Below are 14260 nucleotides of genomic sequence, written 5' to 3'. Positions count from 1 at the left end.
GAGAGCGGGTAGGCTCGCCCTTCACTACCTGTACCGCATCCGCCCGCACCTGTTGAGGAGTACCAAGGGATGACGCCCGGCAACAACGGCGCGAGCACGCCCGAGGACGACGACCCGTTCGGCTACCTGTACGCAGACGGCCAGGCCAGAGGAGCCCAGCCGCCGTCCGGTGCCGGTGGCTACGGCTACCCGAACGCGGTCAGCAGGGTGCGCGCGGTCGGCGAGCGCTCGTACGGCCAGCAGCAGGCGCCGTACGGCCAGCCGCCGCAGGCCGCGTACGGCCAGGGCGTGCCCCAGCAGGGCGCCTACGGCCAGCCGAACGCCCACTATCAGGCGCCCGAGACCCTTCCCGGCGGCCCCCCGACCGGCCGCCAGTCCATGCCGTCGGCCGGCGGCGGCCGGCGCGGCCCGAACACCAAGGGCCTGCTGATCGGCGCGATCGCGGTGGTCGCCGCGGTCGTCATCGGCATCGGCGTCGCGATGATCAACGGCAACACGGACGACGACAAGTCCGGCGACCAGGTCGGCACGGACCCGACCCAGTCCCAGGCACACTCCCCGAGCCCGTCGGCGAGCAAGGCGGGGGACGGCGAACTGCCCAAGACGGACGCCACCGCCCTCCAGTTGGTCGGCGGCGCGACGAAGGCATCGGACGTGAAGGGCGCCCAGTCCGCGGACGGCGGCTACGTGACGGGCCTGAATCAGGCAGGCGCCTCGATGACGTGGTCGATCGACAACATCCCGGAGGAGGGGCCCTACACCCTCTTCGCGCACTTCAGCGTGGTCGGTGAGGACCAGGAGATGTCGGTCACCGTCAACGGCAAGCTGTTCGGCACGAAGCTGCCTCTGAAGAACTACACGCACACCGCCGACGGCGACCTGAGCAAGGGCTGGACCACGACCTACATCTGGCCGACCTTGGCCAAGGGCTCCAACACGATCTCCGTCTCGTGTCAGTCCGGCGACAAGTGCAATGCGTTGATCGACCAGTTCTGGATCAAGAAGGGCCAAGTCAAGCACTGAGGCAGGGCCCGAACGGAGGAGGCACCGTTCAAGGCCGTGGTCACAGGGACGCGGGGTCCGTGACAGGCTCTACGCCGCGCTGGACTCCCCGGACACCGACACCCGGTCCAGCAGTTCCTCGTAGGCCGACCGGTCGAACTCGCCCGCGGCCGTGGTCCGGACGGTCGCCGCTGACAGTGCGACCGCTCGGGTCAGCCGGTCCGGCCACGGCAGGTGTTCCACCAGGCCCGACAGCAGGCCCGCCACCGCCGAGTCGCCCGCACCGGTCGGGTTGCCGTGGACGCGGGCCGGTGGGGTGGCGCGCCAGCGGCCCTCGGGGGTGACCGCGAGCAGGCCGTCGGCGCCGAGGGAGGCGACGACCGCGTGGGCCCCGCGTCGGCGGGCGTCCTGCGTGGCGCGCAACGGCTCATGGGAGCCGGTGAGTTCGGCCAGTTCGTCGCTGTTCGGCTTGATGATGTCCGGGCGGGCGGCGACCCCCCGGCGCAGCGGTTCCCCGCTGGTGTCCAGCAGAACCGGCACGTGGGCCGACCGGGCGGTGCGGATCAGGTTGCCGTAGGCCCCCACCGGCACCCCGGGCGGCAGACTGCCGCACAGCGCCACCGCCGAGGCCCCGGCCACCAGTTCCTCGTACCGGTCGAGGAAGGCGCCCCACTCGGCCGGTGCGATCTGCGGGCCCGGCTCGTTCAGCTGGGTGGTGTCGCCGGAGAGTACGTCGGCGACGGCTATGGTGCGCCGGGTCGCGCCCGCGACGGAGACCAGCGCGTCCGTCACCCCGGGCACGGCTGACAGACGTTCGCGTACCACCTCGCCGGTGGCGCCGCCGGCGTACCCGGTGACCGTCACCTCGTGCCCGAGGGCGGCCAGCACCCGGGCCACGTTCACGCCCTTGCCGCCGGGCCGCTCGACGACCTCGGAGACGCGGTGCGTGGTGTGCGCTCGCAGCGACCGCACCCGATAGGTGATGTCGAGAGCGGTGTTCAGCGTGACCGTGAGGATCACCCGGGCCGACCTCCCTCGAAGTCCATGCGCCTGTCTCGGTTTCCGGGGTCCCGATCATGCCAAAGAGACGGCGGCGGGCCCAGTGCGCGGGCCGGCCACCGTCTTCCGGACGCCGGTACGGATCAGGGCAGTTGGGGCGCTACCACCCATTCGCCCTGCCGCATCACGCCCTTCAGCGCGAAGTTCGCGTCCAGCAGAACCAGGTCGGCGTCCTTGCCGGGCTCCAGGGTGCCGATGCGGTCGGAGAGGCCGAGGAGGCGGGCCGGGTTGGTGGAGAGAGCGGTCACGGCGTCCTCCACCGACAGCTTGTCGACGGTCACCGCCCGCTGGAACGCGCGGTCCAGGGTGAGCGTGGAGCCCGCGATCGAGCCGCCCTCCACCAGCCGTGCCACGCCCTCGCTGACCTCGACCTCCAGTGGGCCGAGCATGTAGCGGCCGTCGCCGATGCCGGCCGCGTCCATCGCGTCGGTGATGAACGCGACCCGGTCCGGGCCCGCGTGATGGAACGCCAGCTCCAGCGCGGCGGGGTGCAGATGGGTGCCGTCGTTGATCAGCTCGACCGTGACCCGCTCGTCCTCCAGCAGCGCGGCGACGGGGCCGGGGGAGCGGTGGCCCAGGGCGGGCATCGCGTTGAAGAGGTGCGTGGCGACCGTGGCGCCCGCGTCGATGGCCTGCACCGTCTGCTCGTACGTCGCGTCCGTGTGCCCGATCGCCGCGATCACGCCGTGCTCGGCGAGCAGCCGCACGGAGTCGATGCCGCCGGGCAGCTCGGTGGCGAGGGTGACCATCTTCGCCTTGCCGCGTGCCGCGTCGATCAGCTTGCGGACCTCGGCCGGTTCCGGGTCGCGCAGCAGCTTCTCGGAGTGCGCGCCCTTGCGGCACGGCGAGATGAACGGCCCCTCGAAGTGGATGCCCGCGAGGTCGCCCTGCTCGGCCAGCTCGCTGAGCAGCCCGGCCTGGCGGACCAGCAGGTCCATCTCGTCGGTGACGGTGGAGGCGACGAGCGTGGTGGTGCCGTGCGCGCGGTGCGTGTGGATGGCCTTGAGGATGTCGTCCGGCGTGCCGGAGAAGGAGGCTCCGCCGCCTCCGTGGTTGTGGATGTCGACGAAGCCGGGGACCAGCCAGTGGCCGGTCACGTCGACGAGCTGGGCGTGGGCCGGCGGTTCGGCGACGATGCGCTTGCCGTCGACGGCCACTTCCCCGTCCCGCACGGTGCCGGTGGGGAGGACCACCTTCGCGCCGGTGAGTACCAGCGGGTTCGCCGTGGCCGCTCGCGCGGTTCCCCGCGCCCCTGACGGGGCGCTGCCCGGACCCGGAGTATGACTGTCCCGCTCGCTGGCCATCAGGTGCTTACCTCCGGAGTCGTGGGGTGGGTGGTTGTCAGCAGGTCCCGTGCGAGCAGCCCCGCGCCCAGGCAGCCCGCGGTGTCGCCGAGGGCGGCGGGGACGATGGCGGGCAGTTTCTGGAAGGTCACCCGGCGCCGGACGGCGTCCCGCAGCGGCTGGAACAACACTTCCCCCGCCTCGGCCAGCCCGCCACCGATGATCAGCGTGCGGGGGTCCAGCAGGGTGAGGGCGGTGACCAGTCCGTCGGCGAGCGCGTCCACCGCCTCCTGCCAGACCCGGACGGCGTTCGGGTCACCGGACGCGACGGCCTTGGCACAGTCGGCGGCGTCCGCGTCCGGGTCCCCGCAGACCGCCGCCCAGGTCTCGCTGACGGCGGACGCCGAGGCGTACCGCTCCAGGCAGCCGTGCTGTCCGCACGGGCAGGTGGTGCCGCCGGGCCGTACGACGATGTGGCCGATCTCGCCCGCGAAGCCGTGCGCGCCCGCCTCCACCCGGCCGTCGATGCCGATGGCGCCCGCGATCCCGGTGCCGAGCGGCACGAACAGGAACCGGTCGGCGCCCTTGCCCGCGCCGATGCGGCCCTCGGCGAGCCCGCCGGTGCGCACGTCGTGGCCGAGGGCGACGGGGATGCCGAGCCGCTCGGTGAGCAGCGCGCGCAGCGGTACGTCCCGCCAGCCGAGGTTGGCCGCATAGGAGGCGATGCCGCGCTCCTCGTCGACGATGCCGGGGACCGCGATGCCGGCGGCGACGGCCGGGGCGCCGTAGTGCTCGGCGCCGTACGCGCGCAGCTCGGCGGCGAAGTCGAGGATCGTCCCGACCACCGTGCCCGGGCCGCGCTCGCGTCCGGTGGCGCGGCGGGCGCGGTGGAGCAGCTCGCCGTCGTCGCCGACGAGGGCGGCCTTCATCCCGGTACCGCCCACGTCCAGGGCGATGACATGTCTCACCACGGAGCCTAGTGTGGCCCTCCCACCCGGGAGAGGTCTAGTCCACTCGCGTGGTGTAGACCTTATGTGTCCATATATTGAACGGCCAGACAGCAGGGTTGGGGCTTTGAGCGTGCGTCGGCGTACGGCAGGAACGATCGCGGTGGTGTCCGCACTGGGCATGACGGCGGTCCTCGGCGGCTGCGGGAGTACGGGCTCCTCCGACGTGACGCTCAGACTCGTCGCCGCCGACTACGGCGACTCCGCCGCCAACAGCTCCAAGAAGTACTGGGACGCCCTGGCCAAGGACTACGAGTCGCAGCACCCCGGCGTGAACGTCGAGGTCAGCGTCTACTCCTGGAACGACGTCGACCGCAAGGTCAAGGAGATGGTCGACGCCGGCGACGCCCCCGACATGGCCCAGATCGGCGCCTACGCCGACTACGCCGCCGCCGGCAAGCTCTACCCCGTCTCGGACCTGCTCTCCATCCGTACCCAGGCCGACTTCCTCTCCCAGCTCTCCGACGCCGGCGCCTGGCGGCACACGCAGTACGGCGTCCCGTTCGCCGCCTCCACGCGCGTGCTCTTCTACAACAAGACCCTGTTCGCCCAGGCCGGCATCACCCCGCCCACCACCTGGGACGACCTGGCCGCCGATGCCGAGGCGCTCAAGAACAAGGGCGTGAAGTACCCCATCGCGCTGCCGCTCGGTCCCGAGGAGGCGCAGGCCGAGACGATGCAGTGGCTGCTCAGCGGCGGCAACGGCGGCAGCGGCTACACCGACGACATCGGCACCTACACGATCGACTCCCAGGCGAACGTCTCGACCTTCACCTGGCTCAAGGACGAACTGGTCGACAAGGACCTGACCGGCCCGGTCGCTCCCGGCAAGCTCAACCGCGCCGCCGCCTTCGCCGCCTTCGCGGACGGCCAGGTCGGCATGGTCAACGGGCACCCGACGCTGATCCAGCAGGCCGCCAAGAAGGGCGTGAAGTTCGGCATGGTGCCGATGCCGGGCCGCACCGGCACGGCCAGGGCCTCGATGGGCGTCACCGACTGGATGATGGGCTTCAGGCAGCACGGGCACGCCGAGCAGATCGGTGACTTCCTCGACTTCGTCTACTCGAAGAAGAACGTCCTCGAGTTCTCCCGGACGTACGGGCTGCTGCCGGTCACCGGCTCCGCCTCCAACGCCATGAGCGCGTCGGACACGGGCGCGGACAAGGCCCTGCGCCCCTTCCTTGAGCAGCTGCCCACCTCCGAGCTGTACCCCGTCGGCAAGACCTCCTGGGCGGCGGTCAGCGCTGCCGTGAAGCAGAACATCGGCCAGGCGGTGGCCCCCGGCGGCAGCCCCTCCGGCGTACTGACCCGGTTGCAGTCGACGGCCACGGCGGCCGACAGCAGCAGCGCCAACTAGGGACTGTCGGTGCCCGGCGCTACGGTGGCCCGCATGGAACTGGGCAGCCGAGAGAAGGCCATCCTCGCGCTGGAGCGCCGGGGTTTCCCCGGCGCCGGCGCGAAGGAACGGGCGATCCGCGAGGAGCTGGGCCTGGCCCCGATCCGCTACTACCAGCTCCTCAACGCCCTGCTGGACGACGAGCGGGCCCTGGCCCACGACCCGGTGACGGTCAACCGCCTACGCCGGATCCGGGAATCCCACCGCACCGAACGCTGACCGATCCACCCGAACGGATGCGTGCTTGCGGCTACCGAGCCGAACGCCAGGCGCGTCCTTCGGCTCACCGAGCCGAGCGTAGGCCACGTGTTCATGCCGACCGAGCCGACCGGAGGGCGTCTTCTTCAGCCGGCCGAGCCGACCGGAGAGCGTCTTCTTCAGCCGGCCGAGCCGACCGGAGGGCGTCTTCTTCGGCTGGCCGAGCCGACCGGAGCGTGCGTGCTTGTGTCGGTCGAGGCGGGCGGAGGGTGTCTTCTCCGGCCGGCCGAGGCGGTTGGCGGGTGCCTTTTCGGTCGGCCGAGTCGGGTGGTGGGTGGGCGGGGCGGGGTCCAGGGGCGGAGCCCCTGGCGGGGTCTGGGGCGGAGCCCCAGGCGTATCCCGGCCCGAGCCGGATAGTGTCCCGGTATGGACCCTCTGCCCACTCCGCAGACCCACCCCGGCCGAGAAGGACTCGCCGCCCTGCTCGCGCAGCCCCGCACCGCACTGATCGGCCTCGACTTCGACGGCACACTGGCCCCCATCGTCCCCGACCCCGAACAGGCCCGCGCCCACCCCGAGGCCGTACCGGCGCTCGCCGCGCTCGCCCCGAAGATCGCCTCCGTCGCGGTGATCACCGGCCGTCCGGCCGAGGTCGCGGTCCGCTACGGCGGCTTCGACGGCGTCCCCGGCCTGGAGCACCTGACCGTCCTCGGGCACTACGGCGCCGAACGCTGGGACGCGGCCACCCGCACCGTCACCGCCCCCGCCCCGCACCCCGGCGTCGCCGCCGTCCGCGCGGAGCTGCCGGGCCTGCTGGAGCGTACCGGCGCCGGTGCGGGCACGTGGATCGAGGAGAAGGGCCGGGCCGTCGCGGTCCACACCCGCCGCGCCGCCGACCCGCAGGCCACGTTCGAGTCCCTGCGGGCCCCCCTCGCCGCCCTCGCCGCCCGGCACGGCCTGATCGTCGAACCCGGCCGCATGGTCCTGGAGCTGCGCCCGCCGGGCATGGACAAGGGCGTGGCCCTGCTCGACCACGCCCGCACCACCGGCGCCGGCTGTGTCGTCTACGCCGGCGACGACCTGGGCGACCTCCCCGCCTTCACCGCGATCGAGGAACTCCGCAAGAACGGCACTCCCGGCCTGCTGGTCTGCAGCGGCAGCACCGAGGTCACCGAGCTGGCGGAACGGGCCGACCTGGTGGTGAACGGCCCGGAGGGAGTCGTGGATCTGCTGCGCCGGCTGGCCGCTCATCTCGGCTGACCGGCCCCCGCACCCGGCTCGTCCGAACGGCCGTGGCGGCCGGCGGCTCGGCTGACCGGTACCCGCACCCGGCTCGTCCGATCCTGCCGCGCCGGTCGGCCGCTCAGCTCGGTCGGCCGGTCAGCTCGGCTGGCCGGTCAGCGCGTCCAGCTGGTCCAGGAACCACCGGGCCGGCGGCAGCGCGGTCGCGGCGGCGGCCAGCCGCTTGCAGCGCGCCGCCCGCTCCTCCGTCGGCAGGCTCAGCGCCTCGTGCAGCGCCTCCGCCGTCCCGCCGATGTCGTACGGGTTCACCGTGAACGCGTCCGCGCCCAGTTCCTCGTACGCCCCGGCCTCGCGCGACAGCACCAGCGCGCAGCCCTCGTCGGAGACGACCGGGACCTCCTTGGCGACCAGGTTCATGCCGTCCCGGATGGGGTTCACCAGCGCCACGTCGGCCAGCCGGTACGCGGCCAGAGAGCGCGCGAAGTCGTCCTTCACGTGCAGCACCACCGGCGTCCAGCCCGGCGTGCCGTAGTGCTGGTTGATCTCGTCCGCGACCCGCTGCACCTCGGCGGTGTACTCGCGGTACACGGCGAGGTCCTGGCGGGAGGGGTAGGCGAACGCCACGTGGACGACCCGCTCACGCCACTCGGGGTGGTCCTCCAGCAGCTGCCGGTACGCCAGCAGTCCGCGCACGATGTTCTTCGACAGCTCCGTGCGGTCGACCCGGACGATGGTCTTGCGGTCCGCCCCGATCTCCTCCCGCAGCGCCGCCATCCGCTCGGCCACGTCCTCCTGGTGCGCCCGCTCGCGCAGGAAGTCCGCGTCCGCGCCCAGCCCGTGCACCCCGATCCGGGTGCCGGAGGGGATGCCGGGTCCGAGCACCGCGTGACAGCAGTCCCGGAACGCGCCCGCCCACCGCTCGGTGAGGAAGGCCGCCCGGTCCGCGCCCAGGATGCCGGTCAGCAGCTCGGCCGCGATGTCGTCGGGCAGCAGCCGGAAGTAGTCCGGCGGGGCCCACGGGGTGTGCGAGAAGTGGCCGATGCGCAGGTCGGGGCGGAGCCGGCGAAGCATGCGGGGGGCCAGGGCCAGGTGGTAGTCCTGGATCAGCACCGCCGCACCCTCGGCCGCCTCCTCGGCCAGCGCCTCGGCGAACGCCCGGTTGTAGGTCTCGTACGACGCCCACTGCCGCCGGAACTCCGCGTCGAAGACCGGCTCCAGCGGGGTCTGGTACAGCATGTGGTGGACGAACCAGAGCACCGAGTTGGCGATGCCGTTGTACGCCTCGGCGTGCACGGCCGCGTCGATGTCGAGCATCCGCACCCGCTGCCCGCCCGTGTCCCCGGCCGGCAGCAGCCCGCCGTCCGCGCGCCGGACGGCCGCCCGGTCGCCGTCACCCAGCGCGGCGCACACCCACACCGAGTCCGCGTCCGAGCCGATGGCGGACAGCCCCGAGACCAGCCCGCCGCCGCCCCGCCTGGAGTGCAGCGAGCCGTCCTCGCGTACCTGATAGGAGACCGGGCCGCGATTCGACGCGACCAGCACCTGAGCTTTTTCGGCAGCAGCGCGGGTGGAAGCCATACGCCTCAACCTAGCCCGGCCCGCAAACGCTCAAACGTACGTTCCGGCCGGGAAGCCGACCGTATACGGCCCGTTCACGCCACCTTCCGGTCGGCGTACTCCGCGATCTCCACCATGGGCGGCCGTTCCTCGGTGTCCACCGAGTAGGTGCGCGGCTCGAAGCCGTCCTCGCCCCGCTCGAACTGGGTCAGCGAGGGCCGGATCAGATGACCGCGGGCCAGCCGGAGCTGGGCCGTGCGGTAGATGGCGGCGGCCATCCGGCCGAGGGCCTGGCCGTCCTGGTGGCGGTGCTTGCGCACCCCCACGTCCACCTGGGCCAGCGCGTCCAGGCCGACCAGGTGCAGCGCGTCCACCAGCATGCCCAGCTCCACGCCGTAGCCGACGGGGAAGGGCAGCTGCTCCAGCAGGGAGCGACGGGCCGCGTACTCGCCGCCCAGCGGCTGCACGAAGCCGGCCAACTGCGGCCAGTGCATGTTCAGCAGCGGGCGGGCCATCAGCTCGGTGACCCGGCCGCCCTGCCCGGCGGTCCCGCCGGGGGCGAGCGGACCGGACCCGGCGGCGAGCGGACGGTCGTACATCGCCTTGACCAGGTCCACGCCCGGCTCGGTGAGCAGCGGGCCGACGATCCCCAGGACGAAGTCGGAGGAGAACTCCTTCAGATCGGCGTCGATGAAACAGAGGATGTCCCCGCCGGTGACCAGCAGGGAGCGCCACAGCACTTCACCCTTTCCGGGGACGGCCGGGAGGCGGGGCAGTATCTCGTCGCGGTGCACGACCCGGGCGCCCGCGGCGGCGGCGACCTCGGAGGTGCGGTCGGTGGATCCGGAGTCCACGACGACGATCTCGTCGACCAGCGGAGCCCGCTCCACGAGGTCGTGACGGATGGCGGTGACGATGTCGCCGACCGTCTCCTCCTCGTTGAGCGCGGGCAGCACGACGCTGATCGTCTGGCCGGTGCGCTGCTTGGCGGACAGGATCCGGTGGAGAGGGCGATCGGCCACGGACCAGGAGCGGGTGGCCAGCCAGCGCTCGACTTCTTCCAGCACGGTCTGCGGCTCCTCACTGTTCGTGACCACACGGGTGGGCCGTGTGATCCATCTCGCGGTTCGGACGACTATCTCAACTGTCCTGGCCTTCGGTTACAGTCTTGAACAACGCCGATGACCATCGCATGTCGGGGGTCGCGCGCGTTCACAACCGAATACCGCTCATCCAGAGGGGCAGAGGGACACGGCCCGATGAAGCCCCGGCAACCCTCCAGCCGGTTCTCGTAGATCATTCCTGATCATCTCCGCGAGGCTCCCGGCTAGGGAAGGTGCCAAATCCGTCTCACGGCGAGATGCGTCGTGAGGAAGATGAGGAGAAAGGGCCTCGCCTCCATGGCTGTGCAGACAGTTGCAAGCACCAGTGACTCCACCGTAGACCTCGGTCCCGCCGCCGCCCTGAGCTGTCGCGAGTGCGGTCATCGGGTGCCGCTCGGCCCGGTCTTCGCCTGCGAAGAGTGTTTCGGCCCGCTGGAGATCGCCTACGACTTCTCCGCTCACGACACCGAGGAACTGCGCCGCCGCATCGAGGCGGGCCCCGCGAACATCTGGCGGTACGCGCCCCTGCTGCCGGTCCCGGCGGACGTCGCGGAGAAGCCCAACCTCAACCCGGGCTGGACCAAGCTCGTCAAGGCCGACAACCTCGCCCGCGAGCTGGGCGTGACCGGCGGCCTGTACGTGAAGGACGACTCCGGCAACCCCACACACTCGTTCAAGGACCGGGTGGTCGCCCAGGCCCTGGAGGCCGCCCGCGCCTTCGGCTTCACCACGCTCTCCTGCTCCTCGACGGGCAACCTGGCCGGTGCCGTCGGCGCCGCCGCCGCCCGCGCCGGCTTCCGCTCGTGCGTGTTCATCCCGCACGACCTGGAGCAGGGCAAGGTCGTCATGGCCGCCGTCTACGGCGGTGAGCTCATCGGCATCGAGGGCAACTACGACGACGTGAACCGCTTCTGCTCCGAGCTGATCGGCGACCCGGCCGGCGAGGGCTGGGGCTTCGTCAACGTCAACCTGCGCCCGTACTACGCGGAGGGCTCCAAGACCCTCGCGTACGAGATCTGCGAGCAGCTCGGCTGGCAGCTGCCTGACCAGATCGTGATCCCGATCGCCTCCGGCTCCCAGCTCACGAAGATCGACAAGGGTCTCCAGGAGCTGATCAAACTGGGACTGGTCGAGGACAGGCCGTACAAGATCTTCGGCGCGCAGGCCGAGGGCTGCTCCCCGGTGTCCACGGCCTTCAAGGCCGGGCACGACGTGGTGCGCCCGCAGAAGCCGAACACCATCGCCAAGTCCCTGGCCATCGGCAACCCGGCCGACGGCCCCTACGTCCTGGACATCGCGCGCCGCACCGGCGGTGCCGTGGAGGACGTCACGGACGCGGAGGTCGTGGACGCCATCAAGCTGCTGGCCCGCACGGAGGGCATCTTCGCCGAGACGGCGGGCGGGGTGACCGTCGGCGTCACCCGCAAGCTGCTCAAGGACGGCGTGCTGGACCCGGCGAAGACCACGGTCGTCCTCAACACCGGCGACGGCCTGAAGACCCTGGACGCGGTGGCCGGGACCGGCCTCACCGCCACCATCCGCCCGACCCTGGACTCCTTCCGAGAGGCTGGCCTCGCATGAGCGTGACCGTTCGCATCCCCACCATCCTGCGCACCTACACCGGCGGCCGGGCCGAGGTCGCCGCCGAGGGCGCGAACCTCGGCGAGGTCATCGCCGACCTGGAGAAGAACCACACCGGTATCGCCGCCCGGGTCCTGGACGACCAGGGCAAGCTGCGCCGCTTCGTGAACGTGTACGTCAACGACGACGACGTCCGTTTCGAGCAGGGCCTGGAGACGGCGACCCCCGAGGGCGCCGGTGTCTCGATCATTCCGGCCGTGGCCGGAGGCTGATTATTACCTTCGGTAACCTCGGTTACCGGCTGTACATCGAATTGCCCCCTCCGTGAGAGAAGCGGAGGGGGCAATTCTGCGTGATTGAGCGCGGTAGAGTTGGGGAACGCGGTCGTGACCTTCGGGTCGCGGGCCCTGGAATCATGCCGCCCGCCCGACAAGAAGTAGCCAAAGTGTGCGGGTTATCTGCGGCTTTTGTGCCTTTCGCGGGGCCCGACTTGCCCTGACGTCGGGTGAATTCTCCCCACTTCCCGGACCGTGCGCGTCCAGAATTCTCGTCCGATTGACCTGTTGCAGACGGCAGTTGGACAGATACATTCAGCCGCGGTCGACGCGTTCCGGCGCACGCCCCCGGCCAATGGGGGGTGAGGTCTGACCCGGGTCCGCGAAGTGTGGATCTGTGCAAGGGCCAGTAATAGGGGAGTTAGGCATGGCTCAGGGCACCGTCAAGTGGTTCAACGCGGAGAAGGGGTACGGCTTCATCGCGGTCGACGGTGGTGCGGACGTCTTCGTCCACTACAGCGCCATTCAGATGGACGGCTACCGCACCCTGGAGGAGGGCCAGCGGGTGGAGTTCGAGATCTCGCAGGGCCAGAAGGGCCCGCAGGCCGACATGGTCCGCCTCAGCGCCTGAACGTTTCTTGTCCGAAGGGCCCGCACCTCGCAGAGGGTGCGGGCCCTTCGCCGTCCCCGGTCCGGTGTTCGCGGGTGGCTGACGGCGGCCCCGTTCCCGGGTGAGGCGCTTGCACTCGACCATGCCGAGTGCTAATCATTGCGTTAGCACTCTGAAGGTGAGAGTGACAACGAAGGACCGGGTCGGTGAGGCCCGCAGGCCAGGTGGGGCAAGGAACCACGCGGCCGGCGAGCCGTCCGTCGCGGGCGCGGGCGCGGTCCGAAGGAATCACCCCCAGTCCTGGAGGGACCACTTCACATGGCCAAGATCATCGCGTTCGACGAGGAGGCGCGGCGCGGCCTCGAGCGCGGCATGAACCAGCTCGCGGACGCCGTGAAGGTGACGCTCGGCCCCAAGGGCCGCAACGTCGTCCTCGAGAAGAAGTGGGGCGCCCCCACGATCACCAACGATGGTGTCTCCATCGCCAAGGAGATCGAGCTCGAGGACCCGTACGAGAAGATCGGCGCCGAGCTGGTCAAGGAAGTCGCCAAGAAGACGGACGACGTCGCCGGTGACGGTACGACCACCGCGACCGTGCTCGCCCAGGCCCTGGTCAAGGAGGGCCTGCGCAACGTCGCCGCCGGTGCCAACCCGATGGCTCTGAAGCGCGGTATCGAGAAGGCCGTCGAGGCCGTCTCCGCCGCCCTGCTGGAGCAGGCGAAGGACGTCGAGACCAAGGAGCAGATCGCCTCCACCGCGTCCATCTCCGCCGCCGACACCCAGATCGGCGAGCTGATCGCCGAGGCGATGGACAAGGTCGGCAAGGAAGGCGTCATCACCGTCGAGGAGTCCCAGACCTTCGGTCTGGAGCTGGAGCTCACCGAGGGTATGCGCTTCGACAAGGGCTACATCTCGGCGTACTTCGCCACCGACATGGAGCGGATGGAGGCGTCGCTCGACGACCCGTACATCCTGATCGCCAACTCCAAGATCTCCTCGGTCAAGGACCTGCTCCCGCTGCTGGAGAAGGTCATGCAGTCGGGCAAGCCGCTGCTGATCATCGCCGAGGACGTCGAGGGCGAGGCCCTGTCGACCCTGGTCGTCAACAAGATCCGCGGCACCTTCAAGTCCGTCGCCGTCAAGGCCCCGGGCTTCGGTGACCGCCGCAAGGCCATGCTCGGCGACATCGCCATCCTCACGGGCGGCGAGGTCATCTCCGAGGAGGTCGGCCTCAAGCTGGAGAACGCGACCCTGGACCTCCTGGGCCGCGCCCGCAAGGTCGTCATCACCAAGGACGAGACCACCATCGTCGACGGCGCCGGCTCCTCGGAGCAGGTGGGCGGCCGCGTGAACCAGATCCGCGCCGAGATCGAGAACAGCGACTCCGACTACGACCGCGAGAAGCTGCAGGAGCGCCTGGCGAAGCTCGCCGGCGGTGTCGCGGTCATCAAGGCCGGTGCCGCCACCGAGGTGGAGCTCAAGGAGCGCAAGCACCGCATCGAGGACGCCGTCCGCAATGCGAAGGCCGCCGTCGAGGAGGGCATCGTCGCCGGTGGTGGCGTGGCCCTGCTCCAGGCTTCCCAGGTCTTCGAGAAGCTGGAGCTGGAGGGTGACGAGGCGACCGGCGCCAACGCCGTGCGCATCGCCCTGGAGGCCCCGCTGAAGCAGATCGCCGTCAACGCCGGCCTCGAGGGCGGTGTCGTGGTGGAGAAGGTGCGCAACCTGACCCCGGGCCACGGCCTGAACGCCGCGACCGGTGAGTACGTCGACCTGGTCGCCGAGGGCATCATCGACCCGGCGAAGGTGACCCGTTCCGCGCTGCAGAACGCCGCCTCCATCGCCGCGCTGTTCCTCACCACCGAGGCCGTCATCGCCGACAAGCCGGAGAAGGCCGCCGCGCCGGCCGGCGGCGGCATGCCGGGCGGTGACATGGACTTCTGATCGACC

Annotated in this window: 13 protein-coding genes and 1 riboswitch; of the genes, 8 read left to right on the top strand and 5 right to left on the bottom strand. The window is 71.0% G+C overall.

The annotated features are described in order from the left end of the window. Nucleotides 1–69 precede the first annotated feature (69 nt). Entirely contained in the window at nucleotides 70–1023 is a 954-nt protein-coding gene (locus tag ACIGYR_RS31730) for a carbohydrate-binding protein (protein ID WP_399606005.1), read from the top strand. A gap of 69 nt (nucleotides 1024–1092) precedes the next feature. Here ACIGYR_RS31730 and ACIGYR_RS31725 read toward each other — a convergent pair whose 3' ends face one another. The 3 genes from ACIGYR_RS31725 to ACIGYR_RS31715 all read right to left on the bottom strand — a co-directional run bounded on the left by ACIGYR_RS31725 (nucleotide 1093) and on the right by ACIGYR_RS31715 (nucleotide 4312). Next, nucleotides 1093–2022 (bottom strand): 1-phosphofructokinase family hexose kinase, encoded by a 930-nt coding sequence (locus ACIGYR_RS31725; protein ID WP_399606007.1) that lies wholly within the window; start codon nucleotides 2020–2022, stop codon nucleotides 1093–1095. Nucleotides 2023–2144: 122 nt separating this feature from the next. Continuing rightward, nucleotides 2145–3365, bottom strand: a complete 1221-nt coding sequence (nagA, locus tag ACIGYR_RS31720; RefSeq protein ID WP_399606009.1) for an N-acetylglucosamine-6-phosphate deacetylase — start codon at nucleotides 3363–3365, stop codon at nucleotides 2145–2147. Next, nucleotides 3365–4312, bottom strand: coding sequence for an ROK family protein (locus tag ACIGYR_RS31715; RefSeq protein ID WP_399606355.1), 948 nt, complete (start codon nucleotides 4310–4312; stop codon nucleotides 3365–3367). The genes nagA and ACIGYR_RS31715 overlap by 1 nt, the downstream gene beginning before the upstream one ends. A gap of 142 nt (nucleotides 4313–4454) precedes the next feature. Here ACIGYR_RS31715 and ACIGYR_RS31710 point away from each other — a divergent pair, with 142 nt between their 5' ends. From ACIGYR_RS31710 to otsB, 3 genes are all read left to right on the top strand, one after another. Further along, on the top strand, nucleotides 4455–5708 hold the full coding sequence (locus ACIGYR_RS31710; protein WP_399606358.1) for an ABC transporter substrate-binding protein: 1254 nt from the start codon (nucleotides 4455–4457) through the stop codon (nucleotides 5706–5708). A gap of 33 nt (nucleotides 5709–5741) precedes the next feature. Next, nucleotides 5742–5966, top strand: coding sequence for a DUF3263 domain-containing protein (locus ACIGYR_RS31705; protein WP_391846553.1), 225 nt, complete (start codon nucleotides 5742–5744; stop codon nucleotides 5964–5966). A 405-nt stretch (nucleotides 5967–6371) separates the two neighbouring features. Then, nucleotides 6372–7205, top strand: a complete 834-nt coding sequence (otsB, locus tag ACIGYR_RS31700) for a trehalose-phosphatase (protein WP_399606012.1) — start codon at nucleotides 6372–6374, stop codon at nucleotides 7203–7205. A 120-nt stretch (nucleotides 7206–7325) separates the two neighbouring features. Here otsB and ACIGYR_RS31695 read toward each other — a convergent pair whose 3' ends face one another. Together ACIGYR_RS31695 and ACIGYR_RS31690 are read right to left on the bottom strand one after the other, a co-directional pair. Beyond that, nucleotides 7326–8765 carry a trehalose-6-phosphate synthase gene (locus ACIGYR_RS31695; protein WP_399606015.1) on the bottom strand — a complete coding sequence of 480 codons (1440 nt, stop codon included), beginning with the start codon at nucleotides 8763–8765 and terminating at the stop codon, nucleotides 7326–7328. A gap of 74 nt (nucleotides 8766–8839) precedes the next feature. Next, nucleotides 8840–9811, bottom strand: coding sequence for a glucosyl-3-phosphoglycerate synthase (locus ACIGYR_RS31690; protein WP_399606017.1), 972 nt, complete (start codon nucleotides 9809–9811; stop codon nucleotides 8840–8842). 159 nt (nucleotides 9812–9970) lie between these two features. Next, nucleotides 9971–10127: riboswitch (SAM riboswitch) on the top strand. Nucleotides 10128–10144: 17 nt separating this feature from the next. Here ACIGYR_RS31690 and thrC point away from each other — a divergent pair. The 4 genes from thrC to groL all read left to right on the top strand — a co-directional run bounded on the left by thrC (nucleotide 10145) and on the right by groL (nucleotide 14254). Further along, nucleotides 10145–11428, top strand: a complete 1284-nt coding sequence (gene thrC / locus ACIGYR_RS31685; RefSeq protein ID WP_391846561.1) for a threonine synthase — start codon at nucleotides 10145–10147, stop codon at nucleotides 11426–11428. Then, a complete protein-coding gene (locus tag ACIGYR_RS31680; RefSeq protein WP_391846563.1) occupies nucleotides 11425–11700 on the top strand; it encodes a MoaD/ThiS family protein in 276 nt (91 codons plus the stop codon). The genes thrC and ACIGYR_RS31680 overlap by 4 nt, the downstream gene beginning before the upstream one ends. A gap of 430 nt (nucleotides 11701–12130) precedes the next feature. Further along, nucleotides 12131–12334 (top strand): cold-shock protein, encoded by a 204-nt coding sequence (locus tag ACIGYR_RS31675; RefSeq protein ID WP_004929928.1) that lies wholly within the window; start codon nucleotides 12131–12133, stop codon nucleotides 12332–12334. A 297-nt stretch (nucleotides 12335–12631) separates the two neighbouring features. Continuing rightward, the gene (gene groL / locus ACIGYR_RS31670) at nucleotides 12632–14254 is read left to right on the top strand and encodes a chaperonin GroEL (RefSeq protein WP_391846565.1); all 1623 of its coding nucleotides are present in this window, start codon (nucleotides 12632–12634) and stop codon (nucleotides 14252–14254) included. Nucleotides 14255–14260 lie beyond the last annotated feature (6 nt).

The organism is Streptomyces sp. NPDC053076 (genome assembly GCF_044546845.1).
Lineage (GTDB): Bacteria > Actinomycetota > Actinomycetes > Streptomycetales > Streptomycetaceae > Streptomyces.
Note: the sequence above shows the minus strand (reverse complement) of the source record. Positions and strands in the feature narration are given on the sequence as shown.